This is a genomic window from Bradyrhizobium sp. Ken51, assembly GCF_055807435.1.
Genome location: NZ_JBVVPB010000016.1, coordinates 81456 through 98235 on the forward strand (window position 1 = coordinate 81456; position 16780 = coordinate 98235).

The 16780-nt window shown below is 63.3% G+C and carries 14 protein-coding genes; 5 read left to right on the forward strand and 9 right to left on the reverse strand.

Annotated features, from left to right (window positions below):
- Nucleotides 1-3: 3 nt before the first annotated feature.
- The gene (locus AC0L27_RS25285) at nucleotides 4-978 is read left to right on the forward strand and encodes a type II secretion system F family protein (protein ID WP_275172292.1); all 975 of its coding nucleotides are present in this window, start codon (nucleotides 4-6) and stop codon (nucleotides 976-978) included.
- A gap of 74 nt (nucleotides 979-1052) precedes the next feature.
- Here AC0L27_RS25285 and AC0L27_RS25290 read toward each other — a convergent pair whose 3' ends face one another.
- The 3 genes from AC0L27_RS25290 to AC0L27_RS25300 all read right to left on the reverse strand — a co-directional run bounded on the left by AC0L27_RS25290 (nucleotide 1053) and on the right by AC0L27_RS25300 (nucleotide 3962).
- A complete protein-coding gene (locus AC0L27_RS25290; RefSeq protein ID WP_354209494.1) occupies nucleotides 1053-1895 on the reverse strand; it encodes a tetratricopeptide repeat protein in 843 nt (280 codons plus the stop codon).
- A gap of 94 nt (nucleotides 1896-1989) precedes the next feature.
- On the reverse strand, nucleotides 1990-3501 hold the full coding sequence (locus AC0L27_RS25295) for a metallophosphoesterase family protein (RefSeq protein ID WP_354209495.1): 1512 nt from the start codon (nucleotides 3499-3501) through the stop codon (nucleotides 1990-1992).
- Nucleotides 3502-3758: 257 nt separating this feature from the next.
- Nucleotides 3759-3962, reverse strand: a complete 204-nt coding sequence (locus tag AC0L27_RS25300; protein ID WP_354209496.1) for a hypothetical protein — start codon at nucleotides 3960-3962, stop codon at nucleotides 3759-3761.
- Nucleotides 3963-4164: 202 nt separating this feature from the next.
- On the opposite strand from AC0L27_RS25300, the gene AC0L27_RS25305 reads away from it, so the two are divergent.
- Nucleotides 4165-5538, forward strand: a complete 1374-nt coding sequence (locus AC0L27_RS25305; protein ID WP_354209497.1) for a leucyl aminopeptidase family protein — start codon at nucleotides 4165-4167, stop codon at nucleotides 5536-5538.
- A complete protein-coding gene (locus AC0L27_RS25310) occupies nucleotides 5531-6409 on the forward strand; it encodes a C40 family peptidase (RefSeq protein ID WP_473320620.1) in 879 nt (292 codons plus the stop codon). The genes AC0L27_RS25305 and AC0L27_RS25310 overlap by 8 nt, the downstream gene beginning before the upstream one ends.
- 5 nt (nucleotides 6410-6414) lie before the next feature.
- On the opposite strand, the gene AC0L27_RS25315 is transcribed toward AC0L27_RS25310, so the two are convergent.
- From AC0L27_RS25315 to AC0L27_RS25340, 6 genes are all read right to left on the reverse strand, one after another.
- Nucleotides 6415-8052, reverse strand: coding sequence for an ABC transporter ATP-binding protein (locus tag AC0L27_RS25315; protein ID WP_275172297.1), 1638 nt, complete (start codon nucleotides 8050-8052; stop codon nucleotides 6415-6417).
- A 4-nt stretch (nucleotides 8053-8056) separates the two neighbouring features.
- Nucleotides 8057-9238 carry an ABC transporter permease gene (locus AC0L27_RS25320; protein ID WP_354209499.1) on the reverse strand — a complete coding sequence of 394 codons (1182 nt, stop codon included), beginning with the start codon at nucleotides 9236-9238 and terminating at the stop codon, nucleotides 8057-8059.
- The gene (locus tag AC0L27_RS25325) at nucleotides 9238-10347 is read right to left on the reverse strand and encodes a microcin C ABC transporter permease YejB (protein ID WP_007605353.1); all 1110 of its coding nucleotides are present in this window, start codon (nucleotides 10345-10347) and stop codon (nucleotides 9238-9240) included. Before AC0L27_RS25325 ends, AC0L27_RS25320 begins: the two co-directional genes overlap by 1 nt.
- Nucleotides 10344-12224: an extracellular solute-binding protein gene (locus tag AC0L27_RS25330; RefSeq protein WP_354209500.1), complete on the reverse strand. Its 1881-nt coding sequence runs from the start codon at nucleotides 12222-12224 to the stop codon at nucleotides 10344-10346. Before AC0L27_RS25330 ends, AC0L27_RS25325 begins: the two co-directional genes overlap by 4 nt.
- A gap of 14 nt (nucleotides 12225-12238) precedes the next feature.
- Nucleotides 12239-14140 (reverse strand): extracellular solute-binding protein, encoded by a 1902-nt coding sequence (locus AC0L27_RS25335; RefSeq protein ID WP_354209501.1) that lies wholly within the window; start codon nucleotides 14138-14140, stop codon nucleotides 12239-12241.
- 212 nt (nucleotides 14141-14352) lie between these two features.
- On the reverse strand, nucleotides 14353-14907 hold the full coding sequence (locus AC0L27_RS25340; RefSeq protein WP_354209502.1) for a c-type cytochrome: 555 nt from the start codon (nucleotides 14905-14907) through the stop codon (nucleotides 14353-14355).
- Between the two features lie 220 nt (nucleotides 14908-15127).
- Between AC0L27_RS25340 and AC0L27_RS25345 the strand changes: the two genes are divergently transcribed.
- Both AC0L27_RS25345 and AC0L27_RS25350 read left to right on the forward strand, forming a co-directional pair.
- A complete protein-coding gene (locus AC0L27_RS25345) occupies nucleotides 15128-15868 on the forward strand; it encodes a 3-deoxy-manno-octulosonate cytidylyltransferase (RefSeq protein WP_354209503.1) in 741 nt (246 codons plus the stop codon).
- A gap of 21 nt (nucleotides 15869-15889) precedes the next feature.
- Nucleotides 15890-16735 (forward strand): prephenate dehydratase, encoded by an 846-nt coding sequence (locus AC0L27_RS25350; RefSeq protein WP_085351723.1) that lies wholly within the window; start codon nucleotides 15890-15892, stop codon nucleotides 16733-16735.
- Nucleotides 16736-16780 lie beyond the last annotated feature (45 nt).

A 16780-nucleotide genomic window follows, 5' to 3' on the forward strand; every position in this document is an offset into this window, starting at 1 on the left:
CTTATGGTAGAGTTCCTCGTTGCGAAACTTCACGACGTCCACTTCATGACGATGCTGCTGGCGGCCATTGCCGCCAGCGCCACCGTCTATACACTGGTGATGCCGCTGTTCGCCGGCGAAGGCCTTTCCAAGCGCATGAAGGCGGTGGCGAACGAACGTGAGCGCATCCGGCAGCGCGAGCGCGAGCGCCTCCACAAGAGTGAAAAGGTCTCGCTGCGCCAAACGCCGAAGCAGCTCGTCTCGAAGGTCGTCGACGACTTCAACCTGACCAAATGGCTCGCGCAGGAAGCTGCGCGGGACAAGCTCATCATGGCGGGTTATCGAGGCCAGGCGCCCTACATCACCTTCCTGTTTGCCCGCCTGGTTGCCCCGATCGTGCTGTTCGTCGGTTCGATCGTCTACGTGTTCCTGATCGCGCATATGCAGCAGTCGATGCCGATCAAGATCGGCATCTGCGTGGGTGCGGCCTATCTCGGACTTCAGGCACCGATGCTGTTCCTCAGGAACGCGATCTCCAAGCGTCAACTCTCGATCAAGCGTGCCTTTCCCGATGCGCTCGACTTGCTCCTGATCTGCATCGAGTCCGGCATGTCGGTCGAGATGGCATTCCGGAAGGTCGCGGTCGAAATCGTGGGCCAGTCGATCGCGCTGTCGGAGGAGTTCACCCTGACCACGGCCGAGCTGTCCTATTTGCAGGACCGCAAGGTCGCCTACGAGAACCTCGCGCGGCGCACCGGACTCGAGGGCGTCAAGTCGGTATGTCTAGCGCTCCAGCAGGCGGAGCGTTACGGCACCCCGCTCGGCCACTCCCTGCGGGTGATGGCGCAGGAAAACCGCGACATGCGCATGAACGAAGCCGAGAAAAAGGCCGCAGCACTGCCGCCGAAGCTGACGGTGCCGATGATCCTGTTCTTCCTGCCGGTGCTGTTCGTCGTCATTCTCGGACCGACCGGCATCAAGGTCACCGAGATGCAATGACGTTAGACGCGGACCGCGCACGGTCCGCGGCTGCCTTCAAGATTGAACGATCAAGATTGGAAGATCACGTCTGATCAGTCGGGCTGGCCCAGCGAGGCGACCGGAGTCCGCTTCGGCGCACCCCGCCTGACGTCGCTGCGGGTCAGCATTTCCTTGAGATAGGCGACATTGGCCGCAGCCTGGTCCGGCGGCAGGTCCGACTTCACGATGGTCTCGGCTTCGGCGAAGCGGCCCTGGAGACCGACGACCAGACCGAGATTCTGCCGCACTCGCGCGCTTGCGTGCGGTGAGGCATAGGCCTGCCGCAGCGCATCTTCGGCCTTCGGCAGGTCTCTCGACAGCATGTAGGACAGGCCGAGATTGGAGAGCACGCCGGGATCGCCAGGCGCGATCTTGAGCGCGCTCGCATAATAGGAACGCGCTTCCTCGTGACGGCCCATCTGATCGAGCGCGGTCCCCTGCACCGAGAGCAGGCGCCAATCCGGATTGTCGGGCGAATGCGCCTTCGTCAGCACGTCGAAGGCTTGCTGAAAATTGCCGTTGTCGGAGAGCGCGCGGCCGTATTGCGCCATCAGCGCCTTGTTGCCGGGATTGGCGATGGTCGCCTGCTCGAGCACGGCGGCGGCCTGGGCGCGCTGGCCGTTGGCGCGCAGGGCTTGGCCGTAGGCGAGCGCCGCGTCGGCGTCCTTGGGATTGGCACGATAGCGCTCGCCATAGACTTCGGCAGCGCGCGCGGCATCGGTAGGAGCGGCTTCCGCCCGCGGCCCGACCGAGCCCGTGACGTCGGAGAGTTTCGACATCGCCGTGCAGCCGCCGAGGCCCATGGCCAACGCCGCGACCAGCGAGGTGGACGCAAGAAGCCGGGCAAGACTGAGCCGTCCAAGACTGAACCGGTCAAGACTGAACCGTTGACGCATGACGCTTTGACTCTCGAGCCGATTGATCGAGCCGAACGCGCCAGCAATAGACTGTTAACCCTAACGGCCGGTTAATGCCCCCGCCCCGCGCCCATCACTGCGGCGCCTGCGGCGGCATCTCGCCGCCAAGATCCGCATCGAGGCCGAGCGCCTTCGCCTGCTCGTTCAGGTCCCGCAGCAATTGCAGACGTTGCCGCGTCTCGATCTCCACATCGATGCCCGGGCGCGCCACCCACGGCAATTCGCGCCGAAGATCGTCACGATTGATCAGACGCCTCGCGCGGAGCTCGTCGAGCTGAAAATCGTCGATGCCGAGCACATTTGCGGATTGCTCGATCAACCGACGCAGCAGCGATGTCACCACGGCCACGGCGTCGACGTCATGCTTGCGTGCGGATCTCGAGAACTTGCTTTCGAGATCGGCCCAGACGTGAGAGGTGACGAGATAGACGTGAAGCAAATCGGCCCAATCCACCTCGCCGTCGGCATAGAAGGCGCGGCGCAGCAGGAGCCGGCGGGCGAATGCTGCGACCTGATCCCTCTTCAGCGTCGTGCATGCGTCGATCTCGATGCCCGACTGGACGGCCGGATCTCGGGAAAAATCCCGCCCGGCCGGCAGCCTGACGACGCCGTGCGGCAGGTTGGAATCGAGCGGCCTGAAGGCACCATCCTTGCGCGGACGTGAGTAGCGGGCGATCGCAAAGCGGTACTCGATGCGGCCGCCATGGGACATCGGGTGGGACATCGGGCCGAAATGGATGACATTGAAGCCGGCGTCGTCACCGGCCTGCCCCGTCGATGACGGACAGGACAAGACGTAGATCGTGCGCCAGAATGCTTCATCGCTCTCGCTCGTGGCGCGCGGATCGGGAATCGAATAGCGCGTCAGTCCTTCGACATGTCGGTGTCCGTGCAGAACCAGATCGACGTTGAGCGATGTCGCCGCTTCGAGGAAGGTCGCGGGCGCAGCGAGATACATCAGCGGCTCGTCGGGCACGCCGAGAAACCGCTTTCCTTCTCCGGTCGCCTGCGGCAGTGGATGATGGTGCAGCGCCAGCACGCGCACGAGGTTTTCCACCGGCTCGGCATAATCGGCGCGGCCGCCCGACCCGAGGCTCCCCGCGAGTTCGACGCTCAGCCGCGCGGACGCCGAAACTATGGCATTATAGGCTCTCTGGTCGACGTTCCCGCTCGCGAGCGTTGTGAGGCTCGCGCGGTTGGAATCCAGCAGCACCAGATCGAGGCCGGCCTGACGGTAGTAGACGCTCTTCGAGGTCCGCGGCAAGTGCAGGTAATCATAGACGTCGTGGCGGCCTGCACGCTGGCTCGGTCGCTTGACGTCGTGATTGCCGGCGATTGCCTGGATATCGGTGAACAGCCCGGTCTGTCGGAAGGACGCAATGACGGCGAGCGCTTCGTCGAGCGCGGGTGGCGTCGGGTCGTCCACGATATCGCCGGTGATCAGCAGGATGCGATCAGGAATGTCCGCGAAGTCCGCCATCCTCTCGCGAATGGCGGCATTGAGCGTCTCGATCGTCGCAAGCAGCCGACCCGACCCGTCCAGATGCAGGTCGGAAATCTGTACGATGACGAACGATCTATCCATTTTGCGCCGCTTGTTTGCAAATGCCGCGCCGCCCAAACGATAAGAGAAATGCCTTCGAGGATAAGGTTCTCTCCAGTCTCAACCCGGGTCGTGATGAGCCAGGGTAAGAATTGACTCACGTTGCGTGCACAACCGCACGATACAATCTAAAATATCGGCCAATAATGCCACAACCCCAGCGCTAGTAAAGCCCTGCGGCAGCTCGCGTGAACCGCATGAGATACGGGTTCCGCCCGATGATGGTTTCGCTCATCAGCTCAATATTCGATGGCGAGCCGCTTGCGGATTTCGTCAATGCGCTTGTCGAGCGCATCGAACCGCGCGTGAACGGAGCGGTCGTGGAGATAGAAGACGTAACCACCGGCAAGGAACGCGAATATCCAATGATGATGCTCGACATAGCCAAAAATCGCCTCGACCGCCTGGCCGATGAATGTGACCGCGCTCCACACAAATTCCATTGCATTTCCTCCCGGCCGGCTTTGTCGTCGGCCGCCGGAGATCTCCGCACCCGACGGCCGTTGCCGGAACCTAGCATGGCCCCCTTACTGCGAGTAGCGAATCGCTGAACGATGGCAGCAAAGCTGATTGCGGCGGCGACGAAACTCTGCGAAATCTCGTCCGCTCGTATGACCCGCTCGATCTGACGATCCGGACCCGCCAATGCCTTCTGTCTTCGAGACGTCGCCTACCGCCATCCCGATCACCTTCGTCACCAAATCGAGCTGGGATCAGGTCGCCGAGGGGCTACCGGCGGCGCAACGCCAGTTTGCCACTGCGAGCGCGTTTACCGCAAAGCCGGGTGGCTATCTCGCGCTGCCCGCGCCCGATGGCGCGATCGCGCAAGTGCTGTTCGGGCTCGAGGACGAAGGTGCAAGATCGCGCGACCTGTTCCGACCGGGCGCCCTGCCCGGCCTGCTGCCACCAGGCATTTATCGCTTCGCCAATGCGCCGCACGATGCACGGCTCGCCGCGCTCGCCTTCGCGCTTGGCAGCTACCGCTTCGCCCGGTACCGCAAGGCCGATCGCCCCGAGGTCCGCCTCGTGCCACCCGACGGCGTCGACGCGACCGAGATCAACCGCATGGCGGACGCCGCAATGCTGGCGCGCGACCTCATCAACACGCCGGCCAACGACATGGGGCCGGAGGAGCTGGCCGCAGCCGCGCAAGATCTCGCCGCCGAATTCGGCGCAAGCTTTGCCTGCACCATCGGTGACGACTTGAAGACGAATTTTCCGCTGATCCACGCCGTCGGCATGGCCTCGGACCGCGCGCCGCGGCTGATCGACATCGGTTGGGGCGACCCGGCTCATCCCAAGGTGACGCTGGTCGGCAAGGGCGTCTGCTTCGACACCGGCGGGCTCGACCTGAAGCCGTCGAGCGGCATGCTGATCATGAAGAAGGACATGGGGGGCGCCGCCAACGTGCTGGCTCTGGCGCGCATGGTGATGGATGCGAAGCTGAAGGTGCGGCTGCGCGTGCTGATCCCGGCCGTGGAGAACGCGGTGGCGGGGAATGCCTTCCGCCCGCTCGACATCTTCACCTCGCGCAAGGGCATCACTGTCGAGATCGGCAATACGGACGCGGAGGGGCGGCTGGTGCTCGCCGACGCGCTGGCGCTTGCGGACGAGGAAAGGCCGGACCTGCTAATCGATCTCGGCACGCTGACGGGAGCGGCACGCGTCGCGCTGGGGCCGGATTTACCGCCCTTTTACACCAATGATGAGACGCTTGCCGCCGACGTCGCACGATGCGCGGTGAAGGAGAACGATCCGTTGTGGCGCATGCCGCTGTGGCCGCCTTACGATGCGTGGCTGGACTCTAAGACGGCCACCATCACCAACGCACCGTCCGGCGGCTTTGCCGGCTCGATCATCTGTGCGCTGTTCCTGCAGCGCTTCGTCGAACAGGCCAAGAGCTGGCTGCATGTCGACATCTACGGCTGGACGCCGTCGGCGAAGCCCGCACGCCCCGAGGGCGGCGAGTGCCAGGCCGCGCGCGCGATCTACGCATTGCTGAGCGAGCGCTATGCGTGATCCAGGACTCGATCCAAAATACGATCCAAGCCACGATCCAAGGCTGACACCCGCGCGCGGCGACCTCGCCGCAAAGTATCTCGAAGGCAAGGTGCAGGCGGAGCGCTTCGTCACGGGCGAGGAATTCGAGATAATCGAGGCGATCGCGCCCGTGCGCGAGCAGCCGTCGCCGAACGCGATGCTGATGACACAAGCGTTGCGCGGCGAGCGTGTCACGGTCTACGACCGCAACGGCGAAGGCTGGGCGTGGGGTCAACTTTCCGGTGACGGCTATGTCGGGTGGCTGCCGGACGCAGCGCTGATGAAGCCCTCGGCTGCCCCGACCCATATGGTCGTTGCGCTGCGAACCCTTGCCTTCCCCGGTCCCTCGATCAAGCTGCCGCCGGCAGACACGCTGGTGATCGGATCGAAGATCGCGGTTGCACGCGAGGACGGCAGCTTCGCCGTGACGCGCGACGGACAATATCTGCCGAAGGCTCATCTCGTCCCGCTCGGTCATCGCGAGCCGGATTTCGTCGGAGTCGCCGAGCGTTTCGTCGGCACGCCCTATCTCTGGGGTGGAAAGAGCAGCCTTGGCGTCGATTGCTCCGGCCTCGTCCAGGTCTCGCTGACATCGGCGGGGATCGGCTGCCCGCGTGACAGCGACATGCAGCAGGCCGGGCTCGGCCGCGCGCTGGAGCCGCATGAGCAGATGAGCTTGCTGCGCGGCGATCTCATTTTCTGGAAGGGCCACGTCGCCATCGTCAGCGACGCCGGCACGATGGTTCACGCCAATGCGTATCACATGGCAACGGTGATCGAACCAATCGAGCCGGCCATCGCACGGATCAAGCAAGCCGGCAGCGAGGTCACCGCGATCAAGCGGCTCTGACGGCGCTAAGTCGCCGCCGATCCGTTCCCCGCCGTCTCCAGCCGGAACGCCGCCGCAAACAGCGCGCGCGTGTAATCCGTCTTCGGATTCTTGAAGAGCTCGGCGGCCTGGCCTTCCTCGACCACCTTGCCGCCGCGCATCACGATCAGATGGCTGGCGAGCGAGGCAACGACGCGCAGATCGTGCGAGATGAACATGTAAGTGAGATCGCGACGGCGCTGCAATTCACGCAGCAGATCGACCATCTGCGCCTGAATCAGCATGTCGAGCGCACTGGTCGGCTCGTCCAGCACGACGAAATCCGGCTCCAGCACCACCGCCCGCGCGATGCTGATGCGCTGGCGCTGGCCGCCGGAGAATTCATGCGGATAACGGTTGCGGGTATCCGGCTTCAATCCGACGTCCTCGAGCGCCTTGACGACGCGCTCCTCACGCTCGCCGCGCGAGAGCTGCGGCTGATGCACGGTGAGGCCTTCGGCGACGATGTCGGCGACCGACATGCGCGGGCTGAGCGAGCCGAACGGATCCTGGAACACGATCTGCATGTCGCGTCGGAACGGCCGCATCTCCTTGAAGCGGAGACCCTGGATATCCTTTCCCAGGAACACAATGCGTCCGTTCGAGGAGATCAGCCGCAGCAATGCGAGCCCCAGCGTGGTCTTGCCCGAGCCGGACTCGCCGACGACGCCAAGCGTCTCGCCCTTGCGCACGGCGATGCTGACGCCGTCGACCGCTTTGATGTGACCGACCGTCTTGCGCATCAACCCGCGCTTGATCGGAAACCAGACCTTGAGGTCATCGGCCGACATCACCACCGGCGCATCCGGCTGCGGCGGCGCCGGATCCGGCTTCGGTTCCGCGGCGAGCAAGTCGCGCGTATAGGGATGCTTCGGGCTCTTGAAGACCTGCTCAACCGGCCCCTGCTCGACGATCTCGCCGCCCTTCATGACGCAGACCTGGTCGGCGATGCGGCGCACGATGCCGAGATCGTGGGTGATGAAGAGCAGGCTCATGCCGAGCCGGCTGCGAATCTCTGCGAGCAGCGTCAGGATCTGCGCCTGCACGGTGACGTCGAGCGCCGTGGTCGGCTCGTCCGCGATCAGGAGGTCCGGCTCGTTGGCGAGCGCCATCGCGATCATCACGCGCTGGCGCTGGCCGCCGGAGAGCTGGTGCGGATAGCTCTTCAGCCGCGTTTCGGGCTCGGGAATGCCGACCTGCGTCAGCAATTCCAGCGTCCGCCTGCGCGCCTCGGCATTGCTGGTCGGATTGTGCAGCTGGATGATCTCGCCGATCTGCGCCTCGATCGTGTGCAGTGGATTGAGCGAGGTCATCGGCTCCTGGAAGATGATCGAGATGTCGCTGCCGCGAATCTCCCGCATCTCCTGCTCCGACCGGTCGATCAGTTCCTGTCCCTTGAAGCGGATGCTGCCCGAGGGATGCGAGGCGTTCGGATAGGGCAAGAGTTTGAGGATCGAAAGCGCGCTGACCGACTTGCCGGAGCCGGACTCGCCGACCAGCGCCACGCACTCGCCGCGCCTGATCTGGAACGAGACCTTGTCGACCGCGAGCGTGGTGGCGCCGCCCTGGTGGAAGGCAACCGAGAGCTCGCGCACGCTGAGCAAAGGCTGATTGATCGCGTCCATTGGCCTACCTGAACGTCTTGCGCGGATCGAAGGCGTCGCGCACGGCCTCGCCGATGAAGATCAAGAGCGACAGCATGATCGCAACCGAGAAGAAGCCGGAGAAACCGAGCCAGGGCGCCTGCACGTTGGACTTGCCCTGCGACAGCAACTCGCCGAGCGACGGCGAGCCGGGCGGCAATCCGAACCCGAGGAAATCGAGCGCCGTCAGCGTCATCACCGAACTCGACACGATGAAAGGCAGGAACGTCATGGTCGCGACCATCGCGTTCGGCAACAGATGCCGGAACATGATGACCTTGTTCGACACGCCGAGCGCGCGCGCCGCCTGGATGTACTCGAAATTGCGCCCGCGCAGGAATTCCGCGCGGACGAGTCCGACCAGCGACACCCAGGAAAACAACAGCAGGATGCCGAGAAGCACGAAGAAACCGGGTACGAGCACCGACGACAGGATTAGCAACAGATAGAGCGAAGGGATCGCAGTCCATATCTCGATGAAACGCTGAAACAACAGGTCGATCCAGCCGCCGAAATAACCCTGTACCGCGCCGGCCGCGATGCCGACGACGGAGGAGACGATGGTCAGGCAGAGGCCGAACAGCACCGAAATGCGGAAGCCGTAGATCAGCCGCGCGACCACGTCGCGGCCCTGATCGTCGGTGCCGAGCCAGTTGTATTCGAGATCGCGGCAGCTCTTGAGGCCTTTCTTCTCGACCACAGGCTTGCACTGCGCTTCCGTCAACATCCAGGTCGGCCGCGACGGCGCGGGCGTCGGCAGATCGAGATTGTGGGTGTCGTAGGAATAGCGGATCAGCGGCCAGACGATGCTGCCACCCTTGTCCTTGATCAACTTCTGCAAATAGGGATCGCGATAGTCGGCTGCCGTTTCGAAGTCGCCGCCGAAAGTGGTTTCCGAATAGGTGACGACGGACGGCCAATAGAGGTGGCCATCATATTTGATCAGGAACGGCCGATCATTGGCGATCAACTCAGCGAACAGCGATACCACAAACAGGATCAGGAAGATCCAGAACGACCAATAGCCGCGCCAGTTCGCCTTAAAATTCTGCCAGCGGCGCCTGTTGAGCGGCGATGGCACGAACGGTTTGCGCGTCATCGGCACGGCGTCGCCGAGCGGCGATTTCGCAGTGGTTTCGATCGGCGTGGTAGGGGCGGCCAGTGTCATCAGACCTCCCGCGCCTCGAAATCGATCCGCGGATCGATCCACATATAGGTCAGGTCAGAGATCAGGTTGATCACGAGGCCGACGAGCGAAAAGATGAAGAGCGTACCGAACACGACGGGGTAGTCGCGGTTGAGAACGCTCTCGAAACTGAGCAGTCCCAGCCCGTCCAGCGAGAAGATGGTCTCGATCAGAAGCGAGCCCGAGAAGAAGGCGTGAATGAAGGTGCTGGGAAAGCCGGCGATGACGATGAGCATCGCGTTGCGGAAGACGTGACCATAGAGCACCCGATTCTCGCTGCAGCCTTTCGCGCGCGCGGTCATCACGTATTGCTTGCGGATCTCGTCCAGAAACGAGTTCTTGGTCAGGAACGTCATGGTGGTGAACGCACCGAGCCCCATGGCGATCAGCGGCAGCGTCAAATGCCAGAAGTAATCGATGATCTTCCAGTACCACGGAAACTGCGACCAGCCGTCTGACGTCAGTCCGCGCAGCGGGAACCAGTTGAAGAACGAACCGCCGGCAAACAGGATGATCAGCAGGATCGCGAACAGGAAGCCGGGAATGGCATAGCCGAGCACGAGCACGCTCGAGGTCCAGGTGTCGAAGCGCGTCCCGTCCCTGACCGCCTTGCGGATGCCGAGCGGAATCGAGATCAGGTAGGTGAGCAGCGTCAGCCAGATGCCGAGCGAGATCGAGACCGGCAACTTCTCCTTGACGAGCTGCAGCACGCTGACGTCGCGGAAATAGCTCTTGCCGAAATCGAAGCGGGCGAAGTTCCAGACCATCAGCGCGAAGCGCTCCGGCGCCGGCTTGTCGAAGCCGAACTGCACCTCCAGCTTTTTGATGAAATCGGGATCGAGGCCTTGCGCGCCGCGATATTTCGAATTGATGGCATCGCCGCCCGCGCCCAGTTGCCCCGGGGCGCGCTGCGCAAAGTCGCTGCCGCCCGAAATGCGCGAGGTACCGCCGGTGTCGGCACCCGAGAGCTGCGCGATCACGCGCTCGACCGGGCCACCCGGCGCGAACTGCACGACGATGAAGGAGACGAAGAGGATCCCGAGCAAGGTCGGGATCATCAGCAGGATACGGCGGGCGATATAGGCGCTCATGGCTGTTTCGCCTGCTCGAGCTTGGCGGCCTTGCCGCCATCATGCCACCAGATGTCGGGGGCGCCGACTCCGTTGGCATAACGCGGCAGCTTCTGCGGACGGCCGAACTGGTCCCAATAAGCAAGCCGGTGCGTCTTGTTATACCATTGCGGCACCCAATAACGGCCGGCACGGAACAGGCGATCGAAGGCGCGGCAGGCGACGGTCAATTCCTCGCGGGAGTCAGCCGCCATGATCTTCTCGATCATGGCATCGATGGCAGGACTGGCGATGCCCGCGAGATTGTACGAACCCTTCGTTGCCGCGACCTGCGACGAGAAGAACGAGCGCATGGCATCGCCCGGCGTCGCCGACATGCTGAAGCGTTGAATCGTCATATCGAAGTCGAAATCTTCCTGGCGCGCCTTGTGTTGTACGGCATCGACGAGGCGCACGCTCGCTTCGATGCCGAGCGTCGCGAGATTCTTGATGTAGGGCCCATGGTGCGGCTGGAATGAAGGCTCGTCCAACAGAAATTCGATCCTGAATATCTCGCCGTTCGGCAGCACCCGCTTGCCGTCCTTGATCGGCAGGCCGGCGTCGCTGAGCAATTGCTGCGCCTTGCGCAGCAGGCTGCGGTCCTGCCCGGAGCCGTCTGAGACCGGCGGCGTGAACGGCGCGGCGAACACCTCGTCGGGAATCTGGCCGCGAAACGGCTCGAGCAGCTTCAACTCTTCCGGCGGCGGAGGCCCGCCGCTGGCCATGAGGTCCGAGTTCTGAAATGGCGACACCGTGCGGGCATAAGCACCGTACATGATGGTCTTGTTGGTCCACTCGAAGTCGAAGGCGTCGATCAGTGCCTCTCGTACCCGAGGATCCCTGAACTTGTCGCGCCGCGTGTTGATGAACCATCCTTGTGCACCGGACGGCGTGTCGTCGGGTACGACCTCCATCTTGACGCGACCGTCCTTCACCGCAGGGAAGTCGTAGCGCGTCGCCCAGAGACGGGAGGTGAACTCCTCGCGGTAGAGATAGTTCTTGCCGGTGAAACCTTCGAAGGCGACATCGCGGTCCCGGTAGAATTCGTAGCGTACAACGTCGAAATTGTAGCTACCGCGACAGGGGGGCAGATCGGCAGCCCACCAATCCTTGACGCGCTCGTATTCGATGTAGCGGTTGACCTCGAACTTGCCGACCTTGTACGGGCCCGAACCCAACGGGATCTCCAGAGACGTTTCGTCGAACGGACGGGAGGCATAGTAGGCTTTCGAGAAGATCGGCAGGCTCGCCACATAGAGCGGCACGTCACGCGCGCGTCCCTTAGCAAAAGTGACGACAAGCGTCGCCTCGTCGACGGCTTCCGCGCGGACCATGTCGCGCATCTGCACGATGATCAATGGGTGCCCCTTGGCCTTCAGCGACGTCAGCGAAAACGCCGCGTCGTGAGCGGTGAGCTTGGTGCCGTCATGGAATTTCGCCTCGGGCCGTATCGTGAAGCGGTAGACCAGCCTGTCCGCCGATATATTTACAGATTTCGCGGCAAGCCCGTACATCCCGTCCGGTTCGTCGTTGGCTCGCACCATCAGCGGCACAAAGGTCATATCCATGCCCTGCGCGCCGTCGCCTTTGAGGATGAAGGCATTGAGCGAGTTGAAGGTCTGGTAGGACTGGTTGTAGGCGCGCACCGACGGGATCAGCGAAAAAGTGCCGCCCTTCGGCGCGTCGACATTGACGTAGTCGAAGTGATGGAAATCGGCGGGATATTTGAGGTCGCCGAACGCCGACATGCCGTGGGCCTCGGCGGGCATCTCGGACGCTGTCGCGCCCCGCAGCCGGGCGGCGCTGAACGCGCCACCGACACCCAGGGCCAGCACATGCCGGCGTGAAAGCTGCGTCATGCGAGAAATGCCCCTCACGACTTCTTTGCGATCCGCGCCGCCTTGTCCGCGTCGTACCACCAGATGAACGGAAAGCCGGACTGACCGTATTTGGGCAATTCCGCCGGCCGACCGAAGCGATCCCAGCGCGCGGTGCGCACCTTCGTATAAGTCCACTGCGGCACGACGTAGTGATTCCACAGCAGCACGCGGTCGAGTGCCTTGGTTGCCGCGACGAGATCGTCGCGACCCTTGGCGTAGATCACCCGCTCAATCAGCTTGTCGACCGCCGGATTCTTGATGCCGGTAATATTGCGTGAACCGGCGATGTCGGCCGTCTTCGATGACCAGAATTCGCGCTGCTCGTTGCCCGGCGACTGCGACTCGCCCCAGGAGTTGGTGACGATGTCGAAATCCCACTCGCGCGTCCTGTTCTCATACTGGGTGGGATCCACTGTCCGCACGCTGACGGCAATGCCGAGCCGTTCCAGCGACGGCTTGTAGAACAGCGTGATCCGCTCAAAGCTCGGATCCGAGTTCAGCAGCTCAAGCGAGAACTGAGCGCCGGTCTTGACGTCGATCAGCTTGCGGTCGCGCACCTCGTAGCCGGCTTCCTTGAACAAGCGCAGTGCCTCGCGCAGATTGTCGCGCACGGCTTCCGGACTGCCGCCGACTGGATTGGTATAGGCCGTCGTGAAGACTTCGGGCGGGACCTCGGCGCGGACCGTCTGGAGGATCTCGAGCTCCTTGCCCTGCGGCAACCCGGTCGCCATCAGCTCATCGATGCCGTCGAAATAACTGCTGATGCGCTTGTATTGGCCGTAGAAGATCTGCTTGTTCATCTCCTCGAAGTCGAACGCGTAATTAAGCGCGCGTCGCACGCGCGCATCTTTGAACTTGGCGCGGCGCAGGTTCGGCACGAAGGCCTGCATGACGCCCGAGCTGCGATTGGCGAACTCCTCGAGGATCACGCGCTTTTCGGTGACGGCCGGGAAGTCGTAGGCCGTCGCCCAGTTCTTCGCGCTGTTCTCGGTGCGCCAATCGACCTGATCGGCCTTGAAGGCCTCGATCGCCACGGTGGCGTCGCGGAAATACTCATAGCGCAGCTCGTCGAAATTATTTCGGCCCACATTGGCCGCGAGGTCGCGCCCCCAATAATCCTTCACGCGCTCCAGCGCGATCGACCGTCCGGCAACGAATTCCTTGACCCGGTAGGGGCCCGACCCCAGCGGCACTTCGAGCGTGGTGGCGGAGACATCGCGCTTCCGGCCCTGCGGGTCCGTTCCTTCCCACCAATGCTTCGGCAGGACCGTGAGCTGCCCGACAATCTGCGGCAGCTCGCGATTGCCCGGTGCGTCGAACACGAATTTCACCTCGCGCTCACCGACCTTCTCGGCCTTCACCACATGGCTATAATAGGCCGAGTACATCGGGTGGTGCTTCTTGAACGAATCGAGCGAGAAGATCACGTCGTCCACGGTAACAGGCTTGCCGTCATGCCATTTGGCTTGCGGCCGCAAGCGGTAAGTCACGGAGGAGAAATCATCCGGATGGCTGACGGCCTCGGCCAGCGCGCCGTATTCGGTCGAGACTTCGTCGAGCGAGGCCGTCGTGAGGGATTCGTAGATGAATGCCACGGCACCGGCGACTTGCCCCTTCACACCGGAGACGACGATGTTGAAATTGTCGAATGTGCCGACGGCGATCTGGCGTGCGACGCCGCCTTTGGGCGCTTCCGGATTGACGTAGTCGAAGCGCTTGAAGTCGGCGGGGTATTTGACCTGTCCGAACAGCGACAGCGCGTGTCGCCAGGTCAGCTCACTGGCGGATTGCGCGTGTGCCGCGCCGACGACGGGAAGGCCCCCTACGGAACCAAGGACGGGGAGCGCTGCGGCAGCGGTGCCGGTGAGCAGGAGATCGCGTCGGGTAATGGCCAAATCCACATTCCTGTCTTGAAGGAGGCTACTCCTTTAAGTTCCCAATATAGGCGAGGTTTCGACGGAATATGTTGCTTTTTCCTCATCTTGGAAGCCCGGCCGCTCCATCCGGTGCGGCCAAACGCCCTGATAACGTCACCGCGCGGCCCGGATATAAAAACGGCCAGGCTTTTCAGCCCGGCCGCATAGTCCAAGATGGGGTTTCGAGGCTTTTACTTTGAGGCCGTCGGCAGCGGCTGCGGATGCTCCGAGAGCGAATTCAGATAGGCAATGACGTCGGCACGCTCGGAATCCTTGGGAATGCCGGCGAAGCCCATTGCGGTGCCGGGGATGAAGCCCTTCGGGCTGGCGATGAACTTGTTGAGATCGTCAAACGTCCAGGTGCCGCCCTTGGCCTTCATGGCAGCCGAGAAGTTGAAGCCGCCACGGCCCTCGCCCCGCTTCTCGCCGACGACGCCATAGAGATTAGGACCGACACGATTCGGGCCGCCCTTCTCGAAGGTGTGGCAGGCGCCGCACTTTTTGGCGGCGGAGGCGCCCTTCTCGACCGAGGCGGTCTGGAGCAGCTTTTCGATCGGCTCGGCAGCCGCGGCGGCAGCGCCGCCTTCCTTGCCGTGGCCGGCGTCTTCCTTCGCGGCGATCTCGAAGCCCGGCTTTTCCGGCATCTTGGGCGAGAACAGCGCATTCGCGGTGAAGCTCGTCACCAGCAGAAGGAGACAGGTGCCGAGCACGGCACCGAGAATCTTGTTCAGTTCGAAAGAGTCCATTTCCGGCCAGGCCCCACACCGCAAGAAGGATCGAGCGGCCCAAAGCGGCCGCCAGGACGAGCCTCGAAGAATCAACGTTCCTTAATTGTTTCCCCGAGTTTTGCCATTGAGATATCGGTTTGCCCGGGGTCTGGCAACCCGTATAAGCGAGCGGGCTTCACGCCCGTCCCCACCCCATTTCCCGGCGCGGAAAACGCCCCGTTTCCAGGCCCTTGACCCGATGACCGATCCTCGCATCCTGGTGCTGATCCCGGCCCGCATGGCCGCGACCCGCCTGCCCGGCAAGCCGCTCGCCGATATCGCGGGGCAGCCGATGATCGTGCACGTGATGCGCCGCGCCGAGGCCGCCGGGATAGGCCGGGTCGCGGTCGCAACCGACACCGCGGAGATCGCGTCCGTCGTGACCGCCCATGGCGGCGAGGCCGTGATGACCCGCCCGGAGCACCCCTCCGGCTCCGACCGCATCCACGAGGCCATGCAGAAGCTCGATCCGGACGGCAAGGCCGAGATCGTGGTCAATCTCCAGGGCGATTTCCCGACCATCACGATCGACAATATCCGCGAGGTACTGCCGCCGCTGCAAGACCCCGCCGTGGATATCGCAACGCTGGCTTCGCAAATCCACACCGAGGAGGAGGATCTCGCGCCGAACGTCGTGAAGGCGATCGGGACCTCGCTCGGGGGCAGACGCATGCGCGCACTTTATTTCACCCGCGCAACCGCGCCGACCGGCGACGGGCCGCGTTACCACCATATCGGCCTCTACGCCTATCGCCGCGCCGCGCTGGAGCGCTACGTCTCACTGCCGCCTTCGCCGCTGGAACTGCAGGAGAAGCTCGAGCAGCTCCGGGCGCTCGAGGCCGGAATGCGCATCGACTTCACCATTGTCGATACCGTGCCCCGCGGGGTCGACACGCCGGCGGACCTGGAAACCGCCCGCAGCATCCTTTCCAAATCCTGAGCCGCTGTTACAAGGCCGAGCATGAGCAAGCTGAAAATCGCATTCCAGGGCGAGCCTGGCGCCAATTCCCACATCGCCATCGTCGAGGCCTATCCCGACGCCGAGCCGATGCCCTGCGCCACCTTCGAGGACGCCTTGTCGGCGATCTCGTCGGGCGAGGCCGATCTCGGCATGATCCCGATCGAGAATTCGGTCGCAGGCCGCGTCGCCGACATCCATCATTTGCTCCCGGCCTCCGGCCTCTTCATCATCGGTGAATGGTTTCTGCCGGTCCGGCATCAGCTGATGGCGGTGAAGGGGACCAGGCTCGAAGACATCAAGAGCGTCGAGAGCCATGTGCACGCGCTCGGCCAATGCCGGCGCATCATTCGCAAGCTCGGCATCAAGCCCATCGTGCACGCCGACACCGCCGGCAGCGCCCGCGACATTTCCGAGCGTAACGATAAGTCCGTCGCCGCGATCGCCTCGCGCCTCGCCGCGCAGATCTACGGCCTCGACATTTTGGCTGAGGACATCGAGGACGAGGCCCACAACACCACACGCTTCGTGGTGCTGGCGCGCGAACCGAAATGGGCCGCACAGGGCTCCGGTCCGCTAGTCACGACTTTTGTGTTTCGGGTGCGCAATTTGCCGGCCGCGCTCTACAAGGCGCTCGGGGGCTTTGCCACCAACGGCGTGAACATGACCAAACTCGAGAGCTACATGGTCGACGGCAATTTCTTCGCCACCCAGTTTTACGCCGACGTCGACGGCCACCCCGAGGACAAGGGCCTCGCTTTCGCGATCGAGGAGCTGAAATTCTTCTCGCGCGAATTCCGCATCGTCGGCGTGTATCCGGGTCACCCGTTCCGCGCGACGATGGAATAGTTTCGTGTCCCGGACGCGCGAAGCGCAAGCCGGGACCCAGAGGCT

Coding starts and splice junctions, on each gene's coding strand:
- AC0L27_RS25295 (WP_354209495.1), bottom strand. CDS start 3,501: ATGGATAGATCGTTCGTCATCGTACAGATTTCCGACCTGCATCTGGAC.
- AC0L27_RS25285 (WP_275172292.1), top strand. CDS start 4: ATGGTAGAGTTCCTCGTTGCGAAACTTCACGACGTCCACTTCATGACG.
- AC0L27_RS25325 (WP_007605353.1), bottom strand. CDS start 10,347: ATGAGCGCCTATATCGCCCGCCGTATCCTGCTGATGATCCCGACCTTG.
- AC0L27_RS25340 (WP_354209502.1), bottom strand. CDS start 14,907: ATGGACTCTTTCGAACTGAACAAGATTCTCGGTGCCGTGCTCGGCACC.
- AC0L27_RS25320 (WP_354209499.1), bottom strand. CDS start 9,238: ATGACACTGGCCGCCCCTACCACGCCGATCGAAACCACTGCGAAATCG.
- AC0L27_RS25315 (WP_275172297.1), bottom strand. CDS start 8,052: ATGGACGCGATCAATCAGCCTTTGCTCAGCGTGCGCGAGCTCTCGGTT.
- AC0L27_RS25310 (WP_473320620.1), top strand. CDS start 5,531: ATGCGTGATCCAGGACTCGATCCAAAATACGATCCAAGCCACGATCCA.
- AC0L27_RS25300 (WP_354209496.1), bottom strand. CDS start 3,962: ATGGAATTTGTGTGGAGCGCGGTCACATTCATCGGCCAGGCGGTCGAG.
- AC0L27_RS25290 (WP_354209494.1), bottom strand. CDS start 1,895: ATGCGTCAACGGTTCAGTCTTGACCGGTTCAGTCTTGGACGGCTCAGT.
- AC0L27_RS25350 (WP_085351723.1), top strand. CDS start 15,890: ATGAGCAAGCTGAAAATCGCATTCCAGGGCGAGCCTGGCGCCAATTCC.
- AC0L27_RS25330 (WP_354209500.1), bottom strand. CDS start 12,224: ATGACGCAGCTTTCACGCCGGCATGTGCTGGCCCTGGGTGTCGGTGGC.
- AC0L27_RS25345 (WP_354209503.1), top strand. CDS start 15,128: ATGACCGATCCTCGCATCCTGGTGCTGATCCCGGCCCGCATGGCCGCG.
- AC0L27_RS25305 (WP_354209497.1), top strand. CDS start 4,165: ATGCCTTCTGTCTTCGAGACGTCGCCTACCGCCATCCCGATCACCTTC.